Source organism: Listeria grayi DSM 20601, assembly GCF_000148995.1.
GTDB lineage: Bacteria > Bacillota > Bacilli > Lactobacillales > Listeriaceae > Listeria > Listeria grayi.
Genome location: NZ_GL538353.1, coordinates 529,584 through 551,044, shown reverse-complemented (window position 1 = coordinate 551,044; position 21,461 = coordinate 529,584). Strand labels below are relative to the sequence as shown.

The 21,461-nt window shown below is 42.7% G+C and carries 20 protein-coding genes and 1 other annotated feature; all 20 genes read right to left on the bottom strand.

Annotated features, from left to right (window positions below; all coding sequences use genetic code 11):
- Positions 1 to 5 precede the first annotated feature (5 nt).
- The 20 genes from HMPREF0556_RS10180 to murD all read right to left on the bottom strand — a co-directional run bounded on the left by HMPREF0556_RS10180 (position 6) and on the right by murD (position 21,452).
- Positions 6 to 839 carry a carbohydrate ABC transporter permease gene (locus HMPREF0556_RS10180; RefSeq protein ID WP_003758274.1) on the bottom strand — a complete coding sequence of 278 codons (834 nt, stop codon included), beginning with the start codon at positions 837 to 839 and terminating at the stop codon, positions 6 to 8.
- Entirely contained in the window at positions 836 to 1,720 is an 885-nt protein-coding gene (locus tag HMPREF0556_RS10175) for a carbohydrate ABC transporter permease (protein WP_040486750.1), read from the bottom strand. The genes HMPREF0556_RS10180 and HMPREF0556_RS10175 overlap by 4 nt, the downstream gene beginning before the upstream one ends.
- 59 nt (positions 1,721 to 1,779) lie before the next feature.
- The gene (locus tag HMPREF0556_RS10170) at positions 1,780 to 3,159 is read right to left on the bottom strand and encodes an extracellular solute-binding protein (RefSeq protein ID WP_003758270.1); all 1,380 of its coding nucleotides are present in this window, start codon (positions 3,157 to 3,159) and stop codon (positions 1,780 to 1,782) included.
- 356 nt (positions 3,160 to 3,515) lie between these two features.
- Positions 3,516 to 4,529, bottom strand: a complete 1,014-nt coding sequence (locus tag HMPREF0556_RS10165; RefSeq protein WP_003758268.1) for a LacI family DNA-binding transcriptional regulator — start codon at positions 4,527 to 4,529, stop codon at positions 3,516 to 3,518.
- Positions 4,530 to 4,658: 129 nt separating this feature from the next.
- A complete protein-coding gene (alsS, locus tag HMPREF0556_RS10160; RefSeq protein WP_003758266.1) occupies positions 4,659 to 6,350 on the bottom strand; it encodes an acetolactate synthase AlsS in 1,692 nt (563 codons plus the stop codon).
- Positions 6,351 to 6,559: 209 nt separating this feature from the next.
- Positions 6,560 to 6,760, bottom strand: a complete 201-nt coding sequence (gene cspD / locus HMPREF0556_RS10155; protein ID WP_003758264.1) for a cold-shock protein CspD — start codon at positions 6,758 to 6,760, stop codon at positions 6,560 to 6,562.
- Positions 6,761 to 7,126: 366 nt separating this feature from the next.
- Entirely contained in the window at positions 7,127 to 7,825 is a 699-nt protein-coding gene (locus HMPREF0556_RS10150) for a phosphatase PAP2 family protein (RefSeq protein WP_003758261.1), read from the bottom strand.
- Between the two features lie 12 nt (positions 7,826 to 7,837).
- Positions 7,838 to 8,827 carry a diaminopimelate epimerase gene (gene dapF / locus HMPREF0556_RS10145; RefSeq protein ID WP_003758259.1) on the bottom strand — a complete coding sequence of 330 codons (990 nt, stop codon included), beginning with the start codon at positions 8,825 to 8,827 and terminating at the stop codon, positions 7,838 to 7,840.
- Between the two features lie 97 nt (positions 8,828 to 8,924).
- Positions 8,925 to 11,687 (bottom strand): isoleucine--tRNA ligase, encoded by a 2,763-nt coding sequence (ileS, locus tag HMPREF0556_RS10140; protein WP_040486858.1) that lies wholly within the window; start codon positions 11,685 to 11,687, stop codon positions 8,925 to 8,927.
- A gap of 50 nt (positions 11,688 to 11,737) precedes the next feature.
- Positions 11,738 to 11,959, bottom strand: a binding site (T-box leader).
- On the bottom strand, positions 11,934 to 12,464 hold the full coding sequence (locus HMPREF0556_RS10135) for a DivIVA domain-containing protein (RefSeq protein WP_003758256.1): 531 nt from the start codon (positions 12,462 to 12,464) through the stop codon (positions 11,934 to 11,936). (Overlaps the previous feature by 26 nt.)
- Before the next feature lie 120 nt (positions 12,465 to 12,584).
- Positions 12,585 to 13,106 carry a transcription repressor NadR gene (locus HMPREF0556_RS10130; RefSeq protein WP_003758254.1) on the bottom strand — a complete coding sequence of 174 codons (522 nt, stop codon included), beginning with the start codon at positions 13,104 to 13,106 and terminating at the stop codon, positions 12,585 to 12,587.
- Between the two features lie 15 nt (positions 13,107 to 13,121).
- Positions 13,122 to 13,898, bottom strand: a complete 777-nt coding sequence (locus HMPREF0556_RS10125; protein WP_003758252.1) for a YlmH family RNA-binding protein — start codon at positions 13,896 to 13,898, stop codon at positions 13,122 to 13,124.
- Positions 13,899 to 13,986: 88 nt separating this feature from the next.
- A complete protein-coding gene (locus HMPREF0556_RS10120) occupies positions 13,987 to 14,277 on the bottom strand; it encodes a YggT family protein (protein ID WP_003758251.1) in 291 nt (96 codons plus the stop codon).
- A gap of 22 nt (positions 14,278 to 14,299) precedes the next feature.
- The gene (locus tag HMPREF0556_RS10115; RefSeq protein WP_003758249.1) at positions 14,300 to 14,746 is read right to left on the bottom strand and encodes a cell division protein SepF; all 447 of its coding nucleotides are present in this window, start codon (positions 14,744 to 14,746) and stop codon (positions 14,300 to 14,302) included.
- 25 nt (positions 14,747 to 14,771) lie between these two features.
- On the bottom strand, positions 14,772 to 15,440 hold the full coding sequence (locus HMPREF0556_RS10110; RefSeq protein WP_040486748.1) for a YggS family pyridoxal phosphate-dependent enzyme: 669 nt from the start codon (positions 15,438 to 15,440) through the stop codon (positions 14,772 to 14,774).
- A gap of 60 nt (positions 15,441 to 15,500) precedes the next feature.
- Positions 15,501 to 16,655, bottom strand: a complete 1,155-nt coding sequence (gene ftsZ, locus HMPREF0556_RS10105) for a cell division protein FtsZ (RefSeq protein WP_003758246.1) — start codon at positions 16,653 to 16,655, stop codon at positions 15,501 to 15,503.
- Between the two features lie 49 nt (positions 16,656 to 16,704).
- Positions 16,705 to 17,982: a cell division protein FtsA gene (gene ftsA / locus HMPREF0556_RS10100; RefSeq protein WP_003758244.1), complete on the bottom strand. Its 1,278-nt coding sequence runs from the start codon at positions 17,980 to 17,982 to the stop codon at positions 16,705 to 16,707.
- 222 nt (positions 17,983 to 18,204) lie between these two features.
- Positions 18,205 to 18,981 carry a cell division protein FtsQ/DivIB gene (locus HMPREF0556_RS10095; protein WP_040486745.1) on the bottom strand — a complete coding sequence of 259 codons (777 nt, stop codon included), beginning with the start codon at positions 18,979 to 18,981 and terminating at the stop codon, positions 18,205 to 18,207.
- A 21-nt stretch (positions 18,982 to 19,002) separates the two neighbouring features.
- Positions 19,003 to 20,088, bottom strand: coding sequence for an undecaprenyldiphospho-muramoylpentapeptide beta-N-acetylglucosaminyltransferase (gene murG, locus HMPREF0556_RS10090; RefSeq protein WP_003758240.1), 1,086 nt, complete (start codon positions 20,086 to 20,088; stop codon positions 19,003 to 19,005).
- The gene (gene murD / locus HMPREF0556_RS10085) at positions 20,085 to 21,452 is read right to left on the bottom strand and encodes a UDP-N-acetylmuramoyl-L-alanine--D-glutamate ligase (RefSeq protein ID WP_003758238.1); all 1,368 of its coding nucleotides are present in this window, start codon (positions 21,450 to 21,452) and stop codon (positions 20,085 to 20,087) included. The genes murG and murD overlap by 4 nt, the downstream gene beginning before the upstream one ends.
- Positions 21,453 to 21,461: the final 9 nt, after the last annotated feature.

The following is a 21,461-nucleotide window of genomic DNA, read 5'->3' as shown; positions in this document are numbered from 1 at the left end:
TAGTTTTATTTGCCTGAGCCTTTCGCGATCCCTGCTACAAATTGCTTCTGGAAAATCAAATAAATAATGATGACCGGAATGATCGAGATGGATGTAGCGGCAAATAAACCGCCGTAATCCGTGCCATATTGACCATTGAACAAGCGTAGCCCTACAGAGATCAATTGTTTGTTTTCGTCATTGATCATGAGATAAGGCCAGAGGAAATCTTCCCAGACCCAAAGGAATTGGAAAATCGCCAAACTTGCGATCGTGTTGCGCGACATCGGTAAAATGATGCGATGGAAAATATAAAAATCCGATGCTCCGTCGATCCGAGCCGCTTCCATCATTTCATCAGAGATCTGCGAGATACTTTGCCGGAATAAAAAGATCCCGAAAGCACTTATCATGGAGGGAATGATCAACGACTTATACGAATCGAGCCAGCCGAACTGTAGCATCATCTCATATTTAGGGATGATCGTTACACACCACGGTAGCATCATTGTGGATAACACGATTCCGAAAATTACCTTTTTAAATCGGAAATGGAATTTCGCAAACACGAAGCCGATTGCTGCGCTCGTATAAATAATGATCACAGTGACGACGATCGCAATAAATAGACTGTTTGCAAACATCCGCATAAAATTGAAATTTTCCTGAACATTGATATAATTCTGCAGCGTCGACATCTTCGGAAAAAACGATCCACCGATTTTGACGATCTCGCTGTTTGGTGCAAAAGAGGACACCAGCATCCAGATAAAAGGAATGACCGTAATCAGCGCAAGCACTAATAATATCAGGTTAAAACCCCATTTAAACATTTTACTGGTAAGGGATTCTTGGATCATGGCGTCATCTTCCTTTCTCCGGTTACTTTAAACATGATCGCTGTAAGCAGCGCGATCATAACAAACAAAATGATACTCATTGCCGAAGCAGTACCGAAATTGTATTTCACAAATGCCTCGTCATAGATCAAATAGGAGATCACATAGGTGGAAGTCCCCGGACCGCCGTCCGTCATAATCAAGATTTGGATGTAGGTCTGTAAGTACGTAATTAAAGAAGTAATGACTACGAATAATGTCGTCGGTTTCAAGAGCGGCCAGGTAATACTTCTGAACTGCTGCCATTTTGAAGCGCCGTCAATGCTTGCTGCTTCGTAAACGTCGTCTGGCAAACTCATCAATCCACCGATGAAAATAACCGTCGCATAGCCGAAATCTTTCCAGATCGTCATGATAATAATAGCTGGCAAGGCATAATGCGAATTGTTGAGCCAATTGATATCCAGCCCGAACACTTTGTTGATCAGCCCGAATTGCGGATTATACAACCACATCCACACAAAGGAAACAGCTACGAGCGGTGTGATCGTCGGCATGTAGAACATCCCTTGGAAAAAGGACTTTACCTTTGTCATTTTGGAGTAGATCATCAGCGCCAGCCCTAATCCGATCACGACACGAAAAACAATCGCGAAGAAGGAAAAAATAAAGGTATTGCTGATCGAGCTCCAAAATAATTTATCAGCAAGGACATCTTTAAAATTTTGCAGGCCGACAAAATCATATTTATCAATGAGCGGATTCCAACCATGAAAACTCCCGGCGAATGCTTTATAGATCGGGTATACTAAGAAAATCGCGAGATAGATCACTAAGAGCAACATGGTTGTATTCTTAAAATCGAAAAACCGTAGTGCCTTCCGCTTTGCTTTCACTTCCATATTTCTCATCCTTTTTTAAAGGAGTACACCAAGTTCATCCCTTGATGCACTCCCCAAAATTAATTTGCTTCGTTATAGAATTTATATTTCGATTCGCTTGCTTTAAAATCGCTCTTCGCCATTTCTTTATCGATTTTCGCTTGTCCGTCTTTCAGCGCTTGGTCGACTGATTTACCGTTATAAAGCACATCCTCCATTGTTTGTGTCGAAGTCGATTCGATTACTGCTGGGAATGCGCCCGGCCAGATCAAACGGTCGATGCGGTTAGATAACGCTTTCAAAACTGGATCCGCTAAAATATCTTTGTCTTTCGCTAAGGATTTCTTCGTTGGGAAGGAAGCTAGATTCAATGCTCCTTGTTTCGAATAGTCATCATTTGCGAGCAAGTATTTCAAGAAGTCCTGCGCTACTGCTTGTTGCCCTTTCGTTTGATTTTTGTTGATACCTGGAGTACTTTCCCCGTTGTAGCGGTCATACGCGAATGGGGTATCTTTTGTCGGTGTTGGCGTTGGGAAAACCCCATAATCGATGTCCGGATATTTATTTTTCAGTTCTCCTTGATACCAACCCCATTTATAAACCATCGCACTTTGTCCATTTCCAAAGCTTTGAGAAGAATCTGTTCCGAAATCTTTGGAGCCGACTTTTTCTTTGTCATAGAGATCTTTCAGGAATTGGGTGTTTTCTTTGGTTGTTTTATTATCGAAATTCACTTTTTTGCCATCTTTATCAAAAAGCAGTGTTCCTTTTTGATAATTCAAGCCCTCGATCATCGCACTATATGTTTCACTGTTAAAATTGAAACCAGCTTGCGTGATCTTATCATTTTTTTCTTTAGTCAATTTTTTCGCTACTGCTGTGAATTCTTCCCATGTTTTCGGAATATCGCTCTCCGTTAAACCTGCTTCTTTCCATAATTTCTTGTTATAGTAAATGTTACCAGTATTGATAGAGATATCTGTGTAATAGATTTTACCGTCTACTACATGAGAAGGTACAGAAGTAAAGTCTGCTTCTAAGTCTTTGACTGGGATTTTGTATGCTGCCATGTAAGGCATCAACAAATCATTTTGAGAGTTGTGAACATTAAAGATCGCTGGTCCATTTTTCCCTTTCAGTGCTAATGGCAACTTCGTCCAGAAATCATCCCAAGGCTGGATAACTGTTTTGATCTTGACATTTGGATATGTTTTTTCATATTTTTTTGCTAATGCAATGGCAGGATCATTGTCGACCCATGTCCAGTACTCGATATCGATCGGTTCGCCTTTATTCACGAGATGATTAGGATCATATTTGACAGTTTGACCAATCGGATCAAGTCCTTTGTCTTTCTTCGTATCTTTCTTGCCACTCCCTGTGCTACTTCCACCTGATGAACAAGCTGCTAAGCTTACAACCATTAAAACTAAAACGACTGTAACTAATTTTTTCCACATAACAAGCCCTCCATTTTTAAGGTTTAACGTTAAACTGAATTACAAACAAAGTTTAACGTTAAACTTAAATTTTGTCAAGCGCTTACATTTTGATTTTAATGCCGTTTATCCTCGAAAAGCTTTTCCGTTCTATGGTTTGTCTTTAGAAAAAAAATCAAAAAAACTTAACAGTTATAAGCTGCTAAGTTCAAACGGAAGAAAAACACTATTTCAATCATTTCCTTGCTATTCCCGGCTTGGCGAAAAAATGATTAGATTCTAGGCAAAGTCGAGTACCGAAACGGAACGTACTTATGTAGGTGAGCATCGGAACGCAGACATTAACAACGAAGATAAGCGTTTTTCGCCAAGCTGGCTCAAACCGGTTGGTTGACTCGCGCTACGCTACCGCGTTCGATCAATTCGATCTCAAAATGCTGATTGCCTACTTTTTCCGTGGGTGCTTCAACTTTGCGTAGCAACAGTTCCGCCGCTGTTGCTCCGATTTGATAAACTGGCTGACGGACAGTCGTAAGCGGTGGTGTTGTAAATGCAGACATCTCGATATCATCAAATCCGATCACACTGAGGTCTTCCGGGATGCGGATTTTTTCTCCCCAGGCTGCCCGGTACGTTCCAAATGCCATTAAATCATTCGTTGCAAAAATCGCGGTAACGTCTTCTTTCAATAATCGCTCTGCCGCTTCATATCCGCCTTGTGTCGTTTGATTTGCTCGCTCGATATACTTCTCTTGGACTGGGATCCCGGCTTCTGCTAAAGCTTCAAAATATCCTTCCAACCGACCGCTGACATTGTAAAAAGTAGTATCCGACGTAATGATTCCGATTTTACGGTGACCATTTTCGATCAAGTGACGCGTGGCGATATAACCGCCTTGGACGTCGTCGATCGTGATCCGGCCTTCTTGACGGGGATTCAGTTGATGATCCAGCAAGATGTACGGGCGCTTTTTCACACGAATCGCACTAAGTGTCTTCTCATCGATCAAATGTGGTGTCGCGATAATAACACCGTCCACTGCCCGGTGCAGCAACTCTTCGACATATTGAAATTCCCGCTGGCGTTCATTAGAAGAGTTGCAGAGAATGATCATGTAATCATTTTGATTTAGGAAGTCTTCTGCCCCTTTGATCATTTGTGAGAAAAACGGATCAGTCACTTCCGGAACGATCATACCAATCGTGTTGGTGCGGGTAATGACCATGTTTTTCGCGAAGAAATTCGGTTTGTAATTTTGTTCCTTCGCTGTTTTCAATACACGTTCTCGAGTTGCAAGGCTGAACCGTTCTCCTTTTCCATTTAAGATTTGTGATACGGCGGTGATCGATACCCCTGTTGCTGCCGCTATTTCACGGATTGTCACTCCCATGTATTCTCCCCCTCGGCTTAATAAAGCGCCTTCATCATTATACGAGCCTATTGTCCTTTCCTTTAGTATACAAATAAAAAAGCCGCTCGTAAACGTTATTCTTGCTTACAAGCGGCTTTTTGCGGATTTTTAATAGAATTGGTCAGGAAGTAAGGTTTCTCCGAGCTGGATATTGTCGCGATAATCGATCGGAATATCGACTACCACAGGGCCTTCTGTGCGCATAGCTTCGGAAAGAACACTTTCCAATTCATCTGGATGATTGACACGAAGTCCTTTGGCACCAAAGCTTTCTGCATATTTCACGATATCGACAGCACCGAAACGCACTGCTGCTTCTTTACCGTATTTCATTTTTTGTTGGAAAGCAACCATATCATAGCTACCATCATTCCAAACTAAATGAACAAGTGGCGCATGAAGACGAACAGCTGTTTCAAGTTCCATTGCGGAAAACAAGAAACCTCCATCTCCAGAAATCGAAACTACTTTTTCGCCTGGACGAACAAGTGTTGCAGCAATGCCCCAAGGGAGTGCTACGCCTAGCGTCTGCATACCATTAGAGAAAAGCAGACGGCGCGGTTCATAGGAGCGGAAATGACGTGCCATCCAGATATAATGAGAGCCAACATCAACGGTTACAGTCACGTTGTCATCGATCATCGAACGCAATGTTTGAATGACGTGAAGCGGATGCACGACGTTGGAATCAGGATAAACCGGGGGAACATCTCGTTCTTCTAATTTACTGCGCAGATTATCTAAAACGGCAATTTCTTTGTCAGCCAATTCCAGACCGTCAAATTTTGCGTTGATCGAATCCACTGTCAAAGCAATGTTGCCGACTAATTCTGTCACAGGTTGATAATAATGGTCGATATCTGCCATAATGTCATCGATATGCACAATGGCATGTTCAGAACCTGCATTCCATGCTTTTGGATCGTATTCGATTGGATCGTAGCCAACTGTGATTACTAGATCTGCTTTATTCAATAAAATATCTCCTGGTTGATTGCGGAATAAGCCAACTCGTCCGAAGAAGTTAGTTTCTAGGTCGCGAGAAATGACACCGGCTGCTTGGAAAGTTTCGACAACAGGGATACTCGTTTTTTCCAATAAGCGTCTGATCGCACCGGTCACTTCAGGACTTGATGCCCGCATTCCTAGTAACAATACTGGTAATTTTGCTTTCTTCAAGCGCGCTACTAATTTCGCTACTTGTTCGGAAGAAGCTGGACCGCTTTTCGGCTTTTGAAGTGGGCGAATCGCTTTCACCGGCACATTTTCTTCCCCCACGATATCTTGCGGCAAGCTGACAAAAGCAGCACCTTGATTCGGTTCAGAAGCGGCACGAAATGCATTCGTGAGTGCTTCCGGAACGTTTTCGGCATGGATGACTTCTTCGCTGTATTTGGTGATTGGACGGAACAACGCAGCATTATCCATTGATTGATGTGTCCGTTTCAAACGATCTTGACGCGTAACATTTCCGGCGATCGCAACAACCGGATCCCCTTCTGCGGTTGCAGTGACAAGTCCAGTTGCTAAATTTGAAGCTCCTGGTCCACTGGTTACCATGACAACCCCTGGTTTCCCTGTAAGGCGCCCGATCGCAGCAGCCATAAATGCAGCATTTTGCTCATGCCGGCTGACAATCAACTCTGGTCCTCGATCTGCCATCACATCAAATACTTTATCGATCTTAGCACCTGGGATCCCGAATACATGCGTAACACCTTGATTGATCAACGTATCAACCACTAAATCGGCTCCTGATTTGGTTGCTTGTGCTTCTTTTGCTTTTTCCATTTCCATCATTCCTTGTTATAATTTATTATATTGATTTTATTAATACAGTTATATCTATAAAGACGATTATACTCTTATAATTGCATTTTACAAGGATTTTGTTTTATTTTCTGTTATATAATTAGTTTAAAACTGTATCAAAAGCTGTGACAATAAAAAAACCGGCAATGCTCCTTTCCCTGAGCATTGCCGGTTTTTTCGCTTCAACGGTCAAACGATTAAAGTTTAACTACGTTTTCAGCTTGAGGGCCACGTTGACCTTCAACGATTTCGAATTCTACGCTTTGACCTTCGTCAAGTGTTTTGAATCCGTCGCCTTGGATAGCGCTGAAGTGTACGAATACGTCGTCTCCACCTTCAACTTCGATGAAACCAAAGCCTTTTTCACTGTTGAACCATTTAACTGTACCTGTTTGCATAATTCACAAACCTCCAAAAAATTTTCTTAATATGTTCCTTTACTAACAAAAAACGACTGGAAACTGCCTTACAACAAGCTAACCTTTGTTTTTCATAAAAAAATTCACATATTATAAAGGGAATTAGACCAAAATGAAGAAGTATTAACACCCTTTATAAAATGTGAATTCTCGGTAACACTTTTGGTTCTATATTTTTATTACATTTATATAGTAACGCTTGTGCAGAAATTTTGCAAGCAAAATATAATACGGTTACAAGATTGAATATTCTTGCTTTTTCATTTTGACATGTCCTACCTTTACACGATCAAAAAAGGAAAACGAGACCACTCTGTTTAATGTGATCTCGTTTTTTAACGCCGATTAATTACCTAGATTTGTCTTATCATTCAAACGCCATTTGCGTAGCAGCTGATGCAGTGGTGCTTTTACAAGCAAGTATACTGCCACGGAGATCGTCGACGCTGCAACGCCGATCAATAATCCGCCCAGTACATCGGTTGGATAGTGGACCCCTAAGTAGATGCGCGAGTACATAATGCTGAGGATCAGTAGAAAAGCTACCACACCGATCACGATTCTTTGATAGACTTTATGAACGACGAGCATCAAGAAAAGTGCCGCTAAACTGAAAAATACTGCTGACGCTGTAGCATGTCCACTTGGGAAACTAAAACCGCTTTCCTGCACGAGCCACTGTCCTTGTGCTGGCCGAACTCGGCTCACGATATGTTTCAAAAGATAGTTCACGATGATAGCGCCCACCAATACCGTGCCTCCGAACCATAAGCCAGTGACAAATTTACGGAAAGCGAACAGGATCAAGGCAATAATAACCGTATAAACGATCACGAATTCTGCACTGCCGAGGTGTGTATAAAATTTGATGAATGCCGTTTTGCCACTTGTGAAGTCGGTATGGATATGATGGATCCAGTAAAGATCAAATTTAGCTACCCAATTGCTTTCTTTGATAATGCCGACCATGTCGATCAGAAACAGGATCAATGCCACGATCCCAACTGCTAGTAATGCTGTAATTGTTTTTTGATTCTTATTCATTTTGAGCTCCTTTTAGACATTTTCTTGTAAAAACGCGGTTGTTTCCTTTACGAGCTGCTGATAATTTTCTTCCTCACCAGTTTCTTTTGCTTGAATGACAGAAATACCTTCCGCTTCATCAAAACGGACGATTCCTGTCTTGGTGAATGTCGCGTTTCCAATCAAATGAAGTTTGTAAGTGCCGTCGTCGGCTTGTTCCGCCGTTACTTGCACCCTTCCGCCGTCATTATATACATGCGTCACTGCTTCCAGTGTATCATCATCTAGTTGCTTTTTGATGAGACTAGAGGCTGACATTGCTGTCCCGCAAGCATTGGTAAAGCCTACGCCGCGTTCAAACGTACGAACATAGATCTTATCCGCTGCCAATCGTTTAACGAAGCTGACATTGACGCCGTCAGGGAAATACGGATTTTCCCCATTCAGATAACTGGCTAACGTTTCTTGTTTATCAGAGTCCAACTGCTCTTGATCGACAAAACTGATCAAATGCGGATTAGGAACCGCTACAGTAGAAAAGGCAAGTTCGTTATCCAGCTCAGGAATCGGTTCGTTGAATACGGCTTTCCCATTGTAATGGAACGGCAATGCTTCCGGTTCAAATAAAACCGGCGAGATCTCGACTTGGTAAGTTGGGATTCCAAAACCAAGAGATTCTGCCTGTGCCACTTCTAGATTTGCTTTCATCGTTTCAACGATCAGCTGCTTTTCATCTTCTTTTTCCAACAAATAACGTGCTACTGTCCGCAGTCCATTCCCGCACATAGAGGCTTCGGAGGTATCACTGTTGAAAACGCGCATTTTATAGGCTGCACCGGCATTGATGCTTGCACTGACGAATAAGACGCCATCAGCACCACCAAGTTCATGCGAACGGTCACAGATCTGTTTGGTGAAGATCCGGCGGTTCACATCGGTCCAATCCACAATGCGGTTATCGATCTCATCAATAATAAAAAAGTCATTTTGAGAACCATGTACTTTGATAAATGTCAGTTCCATTGCTTTCACACCTTTACCCGTTTTTTTCTATTGTACCATTAAAAAATGGAGTCAGCGAGAAAACTCCATTCGCTGACTCCGCTCTGATTTATATCACTTATGCTTCATAATTTTTGGTGACAATATCCGCACAGCGCGCACAAAGTGTTGGGTGATTATGATCATGACCAACATCTGTTTTCACTACACGGCAGCGTTCGCATGTTTCGCCTTGCGCTTTTTCGACCAGTACGCTCACGTCTTCAAAAACGTGTGCTTCTGCTGGTGCTTGTGTTTCAGTATCCGCCAAGCTGAATTGCGATACAATCAGCAACTGCGCTAGATCACTGTCCAATCCGTCGATCAATTCTTTTACAGAAGCGGATGGATAAAGCGTTACTTTTGCTTCAAACGATTTACCGATCAATTTCGCATTCCGCGCTTCTTCCAATGCTTTTAAGACTTTATCGCGCAAGCTCATGAACGCATTCCATTCTGTTAACAAAGCATCTTGATTCGCAAATGTTTCACCAGCCGGTAATTCTGCTAATTGGACATAATCCTCTTCTTCTTTATAGAATTTCCAGATTTCTTCCGAAGTATGCGGCAAGATCGGTGTCAATAGTTTAGTAAGTGCGACAGCCGTTTGATAAAAGACGGTTTGCATACAGCGACGGGCGTGGCTGTTCTCTGGCTCGATATATACCACATCTTTGGCAAAGTCTAGATAGAAAGCAGAAAGTTCGCTTGTACAGAAGTTGACGATCGTTTTGTAGACCGATGAGAAAGCGTACGCGTCATAACCTTTGCGGATCGAGTCGATCACTTGGTTCAATCGTACTGTCATATATTGATCTACGGAACGAAGATCTTCAAATGCAACAGTATCAGCTTTTGGATCGAAGTCAGAAACGTTCGCAAGTAAGAAACGCAATGTGTTGCGGAGCTTGCGGTATACCTCGGCTACTTGATTCAGCGTATTCATATCTACACGGACATCAGATTCATAATCGACACTTGCTACCCAAAGACGCAGGATGTCAGCACCTAATTGATTCGTTACTTTCTTCGGTTCGATCGTATTTCCAAGAGATTTACTTTGCTTGCGGCCTTGCGGATCAAGTGTAAATCCTTGCGAAAGGACGGCTTTATAAGGTGCAACGCCATTGATCGCTACGCTGGTCGTGATACTGGAGTTGAACCAGCCGCGGTATTGATCCGAGCCTTCTAAATAAAGATCGGCCGGGAAGGTAAGATTCGGACGTTGTTTCAAGACCGCTTCATGAGAAGAACCGGAGTCGAACCATACATCCATGATATCTGTTTCTTTCGTAAATTCGCCGTTCGGGCTTCCTGGATGCGTAAATCCTTTTGGAAGCAAGTCTTTTGCTTCTCTTTCAAACCAAACATTCGAGCCATGTTCTGCAAAAAGTGCAGCTGCATGTTCGATCGTTTCTTTGCTTAGGATCGCTTCGCCATTTTCGGCATAGAAAATCGGCAGTGGAACACCCCAAGCACGTTGTCTGGAAATCACCCAGTCGCCGCGATCGCGGATCATATTGTAAAGACGAGTCTTGCCCCAAGGGATTACCCAATCGACTTTTTCTACTTCATCCAAAATGTTTTGACGGAAAGCATCGATCGAAGCAAACCATTGAGCGGTCGCACGGTAGATGACCGGTTTCTTTGTGCGCCAATCATGCGGATAGCTATGCGTGAAGAAATCGAGTTTCAGCAATGCTCCTTTTTCTTCCAACAATTCGGTGATCATTGGATTAGCTTTATCGTAGAAGATTCCTTCAAACCCTGGTGCTTCATCAGTGTAACAACCTCTGCTGTCTACAGGAGATAGAACTTCCAAGTCATATCTTTTCCCGATGAAATAATCGTCTTCCCCATGTCCTGGTGCTGTGTGGACGAGACCAGTACCAGCATCTAATGTCACGTGGTCGCCGATCATGACAAGCGATGTCCGGTCGTAGAATGGATGCTGCGCTGTTACATATTCCAGTTCGTCGCCTTTCACTTCTTGAAGGCTCTCATAGTCTTCCCAGCCGATCTCTTTTGCTACTTGTTCTAATAGTTCTTTTGCGATCACAAATTTGCGTTCGCCGACTTTTACCACAGAATAAGTATATTCTGGATTAACAGAGATTCCAAGGTTTGCTGGCAAAGTCCATGGTGTTGTTGTCCAGATAACAAGTTCTGCATCATCAGGTAGCACATCTTTTCCGTCTACTACTTTGAAAGCTACATAGATCGAAGCGGATTTTACATCTTTATATTCGATTTCAGCTTCTGCGAGCGAAGATTCACTGGAAGGTGACCAATAGATCGGTTTCAACCCTTTATAAATATATCCTTTTTCTGCCATTTTACCGAACACGCGGATTTGAGCTGCTTCATATTCCGGTTGCAACGTGATATACGGATTTTCCCAATCCGCAGCAACGCCAAGCCTTTTGAAATCTTCGCGTTGTTTGTCCACTTGACTCAGGGCATATTCCATACAATGTTTGCGATATTCTGCCATGGTCATTTCTTTGCGCTTCACGCCTTTATTGGCAAGTACTTGTTCGATCGGTAGACCATGTGTATCCCAACCTGGTACATACGGAGAACGGAAGCCTGTCATTGATTTATAGCGTACAATGATGTCTTTACTGATTTTGTTCAGCGAGTGGCCTAAGTGGATATTTCCGTTCGCATAAGGAGGCCCATCATGCAGGATGAAAGTCGGTTTTCCTTCATTTAATTCTTGACGACGTGCATAAATATCATTTTCTTCCCATTCTTTTTGCCATTCTAGTTCACGTACAGGTAAATTTCCACGCATTGGAAATGCTGTTTTCGGGATCAATAATGTTTCTTTATATTCCATGTTCACTTCTCCTTTTTTATTTAACATAAAACAAAAAATCTCCTCCCTAAAAAAGGGACGAGATGAATCGCGGTACCACCCTTGTTGATGACGACGGATCGCCACCCACTTTGATACACCTATAACGCTAGGTTCGCGCCATTTCTTACTTACTTTCGGAAACGGGACTCCAGAGTGATTTCAAAAGCGTTAAAGTTATCAGCCTCGCACCGTTCGCTGACTCGCTCAAACTTGTCTGCTCGCTTTTTACTTGTCTCCATCTTCGTCTGTTTGTTTGACTTCTTTTAGTTGTTTCAATTCCGTCGCATCGACATCATAAGACATCAACTGCTGCCAATCGTCGCTTTTGATAAGATCCATTTGCGCTTCCACTAACATTTTCAAACGTTCGCGGAAAACTTTGGATTGGCGTTTCAAGTCTTCGATCTCGATAGCCACTTTGCGTGCTTTCGATAACGAATCCCCTAAAATACGATCGGCATTTTTTTCTGCTTCACGAACGATCAGTTTCGCTTCTTTATTAGCAGAATGTTTGACTTCTTCTGCAGCAGTCTGCGCAACGATCAGTGATTTATTAAGTGTTTCTTCAATGTTGGTGAAGTGGCCAAGGCGTTCTTCACTGTTATTCAAAGTATCTTCCAGCTTTTTCTTTTCTTTGATCAATTGTTCATAGTCTTTAATGATCTGATCCAGAAAATCGTTCACTTCATCTTCATCATAGCCTCGAAAACTTCTAGTAAATTCTTTGTTATGTATATCTAATGGCGATAACGGCATAACGAGCACCTCCGCATGATTATTTCGATTCTTCGTTCTTGTATCTAAATATAATTACATTGTCCATTCTATCATAGTTGCTAGACTTTTCCTAGTTTTTCCCGAAAATTATTCGTTTTTTCAAATCAAGAATCCTGCTTTATCGAGCGCCGCGATTCCTTTGGAAATCTGTTCTTCTGTATCTGCCTCGATCGTATGCAGATGAACGCTTCCGGTCAATTCAGCGAGGAGTGAGGCATTGGTCGTGCGCACTTTCTGAATGAATTTATCGACATCGAAACGATTTTTCACATGAAGTGCCGCCGTAATTTCGCCATAAATCGGGTGTTCTACTGTTACATCTACCACAGTTATTCCACAGTCGACGAGCAAGGTGAGCTCTTGTTCGGTTTCTGCTTTCGTATGGTTGACAGCGATGATTTTGCGAATGCGATTATCTGTTTCAGGACGGACATAGACATAACCTTGTGGAGTGGCAGTGATCGGCTCGTCTTTCGCTTTTAAGAGCGAGATATCTTGAACGATCACTTGGCGGCTGACATTAGCCGCTTTCGCCAGTTCACTACCTGAAACCGGCGTGTTTGCTGTTTTCAACTGTTCTAAAATATAGTGGCGGCGTTTCTCGCCGAGCAGTTTTTCCACGATGCTCCTCCTCTCTTATTGTAAATAACCGATCGTGATCTTGTCCTTATCTTTTTTCGACTTGCCGTTTGTTTCCATCAATTTGATTCGGCCGTAGCCGCGCACAGAGATAATATCCTCGGCGACGCAAAGAAAGTCGGCGTTCTCAATCGTCTTCCAGTTCACTCTTACTAGACCGCCTTGAACGAGTTGCTTGGCCTTTTGGCGTGAGATATTATGGCTGGCAGCGATCAAAACATCTAAGCGCAGACTAGAAACGGTGATCGCTTTTTCGATCCAATCTACATGTGTCAGGATCGCATCCGTCAACGGGACCTCTTCTAACATGACGTTCACCTTGCCGATCTTCTCGATTTGCGTCGATAAATAATCTTTCATACTTGCTTCTACGAAAAACTGCCAAATATCTTCTTTTTCCAAAATGTCGCCGAAGATATCACGTTTCATTCCAAGCGACATCAGTGTCCCCAATATTTTTTGGTGCGTGAGTGTTGTGAATTTGACTGGATAGCGGATTTGGAAAAGGGCAATCTCAAAATCAGTTTCTGCCGGTTCGTAATAATCTGGATAGATCAATGCGCGGACGCGTTCCGTATGCGCACGACCACCATTAAAAGCAACTTTGATATTTTCATAGCTACCAATGACCGTTTGGACGATGAACTCCTGCCTCGGATCAAGAAAATGTGTGAGCCGTGGTGTGTATTCATCCTCTACTTGCGCCACTAGAGCTGTCATTTTATCAATAAAATCATATTCTTCTGGTCTAAAATGCTGGTAAATGCCTTCCATCGTAAATTCCCTCTTTCATCCCTTTTATTATACCATTTCTCTAAAAAAAGACTCGCTTCTGACAGCAAGTCTTCCTGTTATCCACCTTTTAAAATAACAGAGGAACGATATAATTAGCAATCAACATCGTTAACACACGCATTGCATACTGAAATACAATATATGCAATCAATGACGAAATATCAAACATGCCAATCGGCGGAATTATTTTTCTGAACGGTTCTAAAATCGGTTCGAAAATACGTCCTAATATTCGTCCAATTTTAGATTGGCGTGCTCCTGGGAACCAACTCATCAAAAAGTAAACAAACATTAAAGTCGGTAACCATTGGATGATAAATAACACAACATTAATTATCTGTAATAAAATCTCTTGCACCCTGCGTTACACCTCTCTATTTCTACATGAAGTTTTGTTCATCTAACATTTCAGAAATAGCGCCATCCACTTCCACGTTTTCAGGCGTGCAAAGGAAAATATTATTTCCGATTCTTTGAATGTCTCCACCAAGTGCATAAACTGTTCCACTTAAAAAGTCGACGATCCGAATTGCTTGATCGCGATTGATGCGCTGCAGATTGACAACAACAGAACGATAGTCTTTCAAATAATCGGCAAGTTCTTGCGCTTCCGCATAAACACGCGGTTCAACTAAAACCATTCGGCTGGAATATTGTGCTCCTTGCATGCTGACCACCTTCGACTCTTTTTCTACTGCTTGGAATCTATTTTTCTCTTTTTTAGGTCTTGTTTCGACCGGCTGTTTTTCTACTGTCTGCTCTTCTTCATATTGTGCCTCTTCTTCATCTAAGAAGAAAAAAGTCTTGAATTTATTTGCAATTCCCATATGAGTCACACCTCCAAAAATTAAATTATTCCACTAATGCTCTGCCGATTCGTATATGCGTCGCACCTTCTTCGATCGCGATCTCAAAATCATTGGTCATTCCCATGGATAGTTTTAAACATGGCGCTTGTCGCACAGCTAGTTTTTGAATTGCTTGGCCAAGCGCAGCTAAGTCAGTAAATGCTTGGCGGATGATAGCGTCGTCCTCAGTAAGTGGCGCCATTGTCATTAGACCGATCACTTTGATTTTTTGAAAATCAAAGCGATTTACAAAAGCAAGTGCTTCTTCCGGCGAAAAACCGTGTTTCGATGCTTCTCCGGTAATATTCACTTGCAGAAAACAAGGGATCTCTGTTTCTGCCCGCTTTTCGATCTCTACAGCCAGCGATTCACGATCCAAGGAATGCAGGCAGCTGATCAGAGGCAAGACTTGACGAACTTTTCTGGTCTGCAAGGAACCGATATAATGCCAGTCGATCGAATGGTCTTTTAGCTCGGCCGCTTTCTTGACAAGCACGTCAGCTCGATTTTCCCCAAATTGGCTTAACCCCAGCTGATGCAGATCAAGAATCTTCGCTGCATCTACATGCTTGGTAACGGCGATCAATTCCACAGAATCTGTGGAACGATCAGCTCGCTTGCATGCTGCTTCGATACGCTGTTTTACTTCTGTCAGTTTCGTTTGCTCATTCATGACTTCCCACCTATTATCTTTCACATTTTCCCATAATCCAGTATGCTGAAACCTAACTGTTTATTTACGGCGGTTACGATTGCGGATAAATGCTGGTACGTCAACATCATTTGCAGGGTCTACTTGTTCTTCGTGTCGTTTCGGCTGTTCGCCTTTTGGTTCTTGGTTGTCTTGTGTAGCATAATTCGGACGGTTTACTTGGATCGGCTGTGCATTATTGTTCGAGCGCGTTGCTTGGTTGCTACGTTGTGCCGCTTGTTTGCTTTCATCAAAGCCTGTAGCAATAACCGTAACGATCAATTCATCCTTTAACTCGTCGTTGATAACGGAACCGAAGATCATATTCACATCTTCATCTGAGGCATTGGAAACGATCTCAGCAGCTTCTTGTACTTCATACAAGCTAAGGTTCGATCCACCGGTAATATTCATCAGTACACCTTTTGCACCATCGATCGATGTTTCAAGAAGTGGAGACGAAATTGCTTTTTTGGCAGCATCGGCTGCACGGTTTTCGCCAGTAGCGATACCGATACCCATTAAAGCAGAACCACGGTTTGTCATAATCGTTTTCACATCGGCAAAGTCAAGGTTGATAAGTCCCGGTACAGCGATCAAATCAGAGATTCCTTGAACACCTTGGCGAAGCACGTTATCCGCTTCACGGAAAGCTTCTAGCATCGGTGTGTTTTTGTCGACGATTTGCAGTAAGCGGTCATTTGGGATAATGATAAGTGTATCAACCGCTTCTTTCATTGCTTCTGCACCATTTGATGCTTGTTTCGTACGTTTTGGACCTTCAAATCCGAATGGACGTGTCACAACACCAACAGTCAATGCTCCCATTTCTTTTGCGATCTGTGCGATGACCGGTGCAGCTCCTGTTCCAGTTCCGCCACCCATTCCGGCAGTTACAAAAACCATATCGGAACCTTTTAACGCTTCTTCGATTTGTTCGCGGCTTTCTTCTGCGGCTTTTTTACCGATTTCCGGTACAGCGCCAGCTCCAAGACCACGAGTCAATTTTGTTCCGATTTGTAATTTTGTTTCAGATTTTGCAAGTTTCAATGCTTGCGCGTCTGTATTAACAGAAATAAACTCAACGCCTTGCACGCCATGATCGATCATACGATTGACAGCGTTATTCCCGCCGCCGCCAACACCGATCACTTTGATTGTTGCCAAGCTTTCTGAAGTCGTATCAAACTCTAACATACTTTTGCCTCCTAGTTAACTGTTTTATTTCTTTTATCTTCCACTTTATTTATTCAAAAAATGCACCAAAAAAGTTTTTGACTTTCGTCGATACTTTTTCGTTATCCGACTTCTTAGGCTTCGGTTTAGGTGCTGATGTATTTGCTTGTTCCGTTTCGGTTAATTCTTGCGGCTTGCTACTTACATCGCGTCCTTCTACAAGAGCTTGCTCATAAGCGGATTGGATCAATCCGACTGCTGTCGTGAAACGTGGTTCACGAACACCGATGTAATCTGGGCTTGCGAGCCTGACATGAGAAGCAAATACTTTGCCTGCTAGATCAATAGAACCAGGGACAGCAACGCCGCCTCCGGTGATCACATAACCACCCGGCAAGTTAGATTTACCGACGCTTGCCAGATCATTGATCACAAGCTGGAAGATTTCTTCCATTCTTGCTTCAATGATATCTGCTACTTCCAACTGTGTAAAATGTTGCTTTTGGTTGCTGCCGATCACATCCACGCCGACAACTTCATCTGCGGATGCGTCATCATAAAAAGCATAGCCATGTTCGACTTTTACTTGCTCTGCATTTGCTGTAGAAGTATTCAGCCCAAGTGACAAGTCTTTGGAAATATTTTCGCCGCCGACAGAAAGGACATTTGTATATGTCAATTTCCCTTGTTCAAACACGCTGATCGTCGTCGTTCCAGCTCCAACGTTGATCAGAGCCGTTCCAAATTCTTTGTCATCTTCTGAAAGCGAGATCGATGCCTCCGCAAGCGGCTGCAAGACGATATCAGTTACTTCGAGACCAGCGCGTTCTACGCAGCGAAGTGTGTTATGTAAAATAGTTTTTGAGCCCGTAACCAATGTCCCTTCCATTTCCAAGCGGACACCGATCATTCTTCTTGGGTCTGTGATGCCAGAAAAACCATCTACAATAAACTGATCCGGAATCGTACTGATGATCTCACGGTCGGGAGCTAATGAAACGACTTGTGCCGCATCCATTACATTCCAAACATCGTCATCTGTGATCTCGTTGTTTTCGCTGCTTATTGCCACGATTCCGTGACACGGTTCCAAGTGGACTTGATTCGAAACGATACCAACGATCACTTGAGAAATCTCAACGCCGACCATTCTTTCTGCTTGTGAGATTGCTTTTTTAATGGAATCTACCGTCTTATCAATGTCGATAATAATTCCTTTTTTGATTCCTTGCGATGGGGATTCCCCCACACCGATTATATTGAGACGCTCATTTGCCATTTCGGCAATAATGACTTTAACGGAAGACGTCCCAATGTCTAAACTTACATAAATTTCATTATCATCCACGATCGGCACCTCCTCTAGTTACTGAAAAATTTATTTTGTCAATGTTTTATTTTTTTGAGTGCAGTTTCTATTTCTTTTTTGGCGTTGTTTATTCCTCTTAAAGGTTGAAATAACTTATTTCTAGTCTACACTAACTAGAAGCGTAATTAAAGCAGAAACTCGCAATTTTAATGGTTTTTTAAAGAAATTGTGAATTTTTCGGTTTTTTCAGAACATGCGTTTCTATTTTTTCTTTTTTTGTTTATTTTGCTGATAATAACTTTCAAAAATCGTTCCAACTTCTAAATCGATCGTTCCTTTTTGCCCTTCTTGCAATTGGGAGACGATTTGCGGATAGTGTTTCATTTTATCGGCAAAGGAGTAGATCGTCGCCTGCACTTGATTTCCATCGTTCATGAAAAGATGGATATGCTTTTTGTCAGTCTTAGTCGGTTCATAAATGATTTCTGAGATCGATTCGCGCACATCATCTGGCAGTTGTCCGACTTCCTTGATGAGCGATTTCAGCAGCGGACCGTTTTGGAAGTTTTTGAATAATAGACTGTTGCCGATCGGGAATTTTCGAGATTGATTTTTCAGCAAGATACCATTTTCCAAAATATCATAGTAGCTGCCGTCTTTCTGTTCGTAGCCGATCGTTTGGTATTCTTCGATATGTAATTGAATACGATTCAAGCCTTGCTGGGTCACAGTGGCTTTTTTGACCAATTTGTTTTTCTTCAGGTGCGCTGCAACCTGCTTCTTGTTGATCGCAAAAATGTATTCACCTATTTCCAAGTCGCTTTGGTCTTTCACGTCTTGCTCTGTCAACTGCTTATTGCCCTCCACGTAAATAACAGAAAGTTTACTGAGCGGGGATAGGAAATAAACAGTAATAAGAATAAGTAATGCAAAAAAGCTTACTAAGATGGTAAGATGGCGAAGCAACTTTTTGCGGCGGTATTTTTTTAATTCCGGGACTCGACTTTCCATCGAAATGACTCGTCTGTTTTCTGCCATCTTTCCAGCCTCCTTCACGTATTACTTCCGGATTTCCATCACCAATCTTGCTAATCGATCTGCGGCATCCGGCGTACCCATTTGTTTCGCTTCAAATCGCATTGCTTTTAATTTTTCAGCATCTAATATGATACTGTCGATTACTTGCATCATGTCCGTATTTTTCAGTTCTGCTTCTGTAATAACGACTGCTGCACCGTTTTTCTCCAGCGCACGGGCATTTTTCTCTTGATGATTAGCTGTTACATATGGACTTGGGATCAAGATACTCGGCAGTCCCAAGGCAGTCAATTCCGCAAGTGTCGTTGCCCCGGCTCTTGAAACAACCAAATCAACTGCATTTAAAATACTTGGCATATCATAAATAAACGGTACCACGCTGATATGGGTCCCTAAATTTGGCAGTGTATCTTTGATTTTTTCATAATGTACATCGCCGGTAACATACAGTAGCTGGTATGCACGTTGATCCCATTTGGGCAGGATCGTTTCGATTGCTTCGTTGATGCCTCTTGCGCCACGGCTTCCGCCAAAAACAAGCACTGTCTGTTTTTCCGGATCCAAACCATATTTTTGCAGAACGTCTGGGGCATCGATGCCCACTACTTCCTGGGCACGTGGATTACCGGTAAAGACGATTTTTTCAGAAGGAAAAGCATCACTGGCTTCTTCAAAGCAGATCGCTACTTTCGTCACGAAACGGCTCAAGAATTTATTCGTCAGTCCAGCCACACTGTTTTGTTCATGGATGATACTGGGGATATTGAGTCTGCTCGCCGCGTAAACGACAGGACCGCAAACATAGCCGCCTGTGCCGATCACGACATCGGGGCGAAATTCTTTCAGCAGTTGTTTGCTTTTTTTGACTCCTTTGAAAAAACGCATGACCGTTTTGAAATTCTCCATTGATAAAGAACGTTTGAATCCGGTGATGTCAATTGTTTCAAATGGGATCCCTTCGCGCGGGACGATTTTATTTTCCAGTCCCTTTTCTGTGCCGATATATAAAAATTCGGCGTCGGGATGGTTTTTTTTCAATTCTCGAACAAGGGCTAGAGCAGGATAGATATGACCGCCCGTTCCTCCTCCGCTAATTGCTATCTTCATTTTTCCACCTCATTTTGTAATGCTTCGATTGCTTCCATGTATTTATTCCCACGGACTTCAAATGTCCGATATTGATCCCAGCTGGCACATGCAGGTGAAAGCAGGATCACATCGCCGGGGCTGGAAGCTTCAAACGCCACCGGTACAGCTGCTTCGACATTTTCTACGTAGAAGACCTCTGTCCCCGATTGTTTGCCGATACGCCCGATTTTTTCCGCTGTTTCGCCAAAGCAGACTAAGGCTTTGACATGTTGGAAAAACGGCAGCAGTTCGTCAAACTCATTGCCGCGGTCGAGTCCGCCTGCAAGTAAAACTACAGGTTCCTTAAAACCCTTTAATGCACTCTGAGTCGCTAAAATATTAGTTGCCTTGGAATCGTTATAAAATTTTCTGCCGTGCCATTCGGTGACAAATTGAGTCCGATGTGGAACACCTTTGAACGTTTTTAAGACTTGCATGATCTGCTCATTGCTGACACCGATCGTTTTTGCGACTGCGATCGAAGCAAGGATATTTTCTAAGTTATGATCACCGGGCAGCAGAATATCGGCGCGTTCACCAACGATTTCATCATTGAACATCAATTTACCGTTTTGCACATAGCTTCCAAGTCCCAGCTTCTGTGTAGTGGAAAAGGGAACGATCTGTGCTTTCGTTTTTTTCGTCAATGTTTTTAATTCTTCTTGATCCCAGTTGATAACAAGAATATCATCGGCAGTTTGGTTTTTTTGGATTTTCCATTTTGCTTGGACGTATTCATCACGATCCGCATGATAATCCAAATGTGCTTCATAAATATTGGTGATCACCGAAATATGCGGGTGGAAAGTATCGATCCCCATCAATTGGAAGGAAGAGAGCTCCATCGTGATATATTGTTCAGGAAGCGCTTTGCTTGCAACCATAGAAGCTGGAAAGCCAATGTTCCCGGCCAATAGGGAATTATCCGCCTGACGCTCATTGAGCATATGATGGATGATGGTTGTTGTCGTTGTTTTTCCGTTTGTACCTGTGATACCGATGATCGGCGCATCTGAGATCTGATAAGCCAATTCGACTTCGGTAATTACCGGGATCTTCAGCTGCAGCGCTTTTTGGATCATTGGATTGTTGTACGGGATACCCGGATTTTTGATAACTAATTCAAACCCTTCATCCAATAATTCAATCGGATGCGAGCCACAGATCACTTTTATCCCTTGTTCTAAAAGTCCCTGTGCTTCCGGGTTTTCGCTAAATGGCTTTTGATCATTAACAGTAACGAATGCGCCAAGTTTGTGCATGATCGAAGCAGCGCTGACGCCACTTCTTGCGAGGCCTAAAACAAGCACTTTTTTATATTGATAGTCTTCTACTTTTTTCATTACTTCCCC

Excerpts from the sequence above, each read along its gene's own strand:
- HMPREF0556_RS10180 (WP_003758274.1), bottom strand. The coding sequence starts at position 839 with ATGATCCAAGAATCCCTTACCAGTAAAATGTTTAAATGGGGTTTTAAC.
- HMPREF0556_RS10175 (WP_040486750.1), bottom strand. The coding sequence starts at position 1,720 with ATGGAAGTGAAAGCAAAGCGGAAGGCACTACGGTTTTTCGATTTTAAG.
- HMPREF0556_RS10170 (WP_003758270.1), bottom strand. The coding sequence starts at position 3,159 with ATGTGGAAAAAATTAGTTACAGTCGTTTTAGTTTTAATGGTTGTAAGC.
- HMPREF0556_RS10165 (WP_003758268.1), bottom strand. The coding sequence starts at position 4,529 with ATGGGAGTGACAATCCGTGAAATAGCGGCAGCAACAGGGGTATCGATC.
- alsS (WP_003758266.1), bottom strand. The coding sequence starts at position 6,350 with ATGATGGAAATGGAAAAAGCAAAAGAAGCACAAGCAACCAAATCAGGA.
- cspD (WP_003758264.1), bottom strand. The coding sequence starts at position 6,760 with ATGCAAACAGGTACAGTTAAATGGTTCAACAGTGAAAAAGGCTTTGGT.
- HMPREF0556_RS10150 (WP_003758261.1), bottom strand. The coding sequence starts at position 7,825 with ATGAATAAGAATCAAAAAACAATTACAGCATTACTAGCAGTTGGGATC.
- dapF (WP_003758259.1), bottom strand. The coding sequence starts at position 8,827 with ATGGAACTGACATTTATCAAAGTACATGGTTCTCAAAATGACTTTTTT.
- ileS (WP_040486858.1), bottom strand. The coding sequence starts at position 11,687 with ATGGAATATAAAGAAACATTATTGATCCCGAAAACAGCATTTCCAATG.
- HMPREF0556_RS10135 (WP_003758256.1), bottom strand. The coding sequence starts at position 12,464 with ATGCCGTTATCGCCATTAGATATACATAACAAAGAATTTACTAGAAGT.
- HMPREF0556_RS10125 (WP_003758252.1), bottom strand. The coding sequence starts at position 13,898 with ATGGAAGGCATTTACCAGCATTTTAGACCAGAAGAATATGATTTTATT.
- HMPREF0556_RS10115 (WP_003758249.1), bottom strand. The coding sequence starts at position 14,746 with ATGGGAATTGCAAATAAATTCAAGACTTTTTTCTTCTTAGATGAAGAA.
- HMPREF0556_RS10110 (WP_040486748.1), bottom strand. The coding sequence starts at position 15,440 with ATGAATGAGCAAACGAAACTGACAGAAGTAAAACAGCGTATCGAAGCA.
- ftsZ (WP_003758246.1), bottom strand. The coding sequence starts at position 16,655 with ATGTTAGAGTTTGATACGACTTCAGAAAGCTTGGCAACAATCAAAGTG.
- HMPREF0556_RS10095 (WP_040486745.1), bottom strand. The coding sequence starts at position 18,981 with ATGGCAGAAAACAGACGAGTCATTTCGATGGAAAGTCGAGTCCCGGAA.
- murG (WP_003758240.1), bottom strand. The coding sequence starts at position 20,088 with ATGAAGATAGCAATTAGCGGAGGAGGAACGGGCGGTCATATCTATCCT.
- murD (WP_003758238.1), bottom strand. The coding sequence starts at position 21,452 with ATGAAAAAAGTAGAAGACTATCAATATAAAAAAGTGCTTGTTTTAGGC.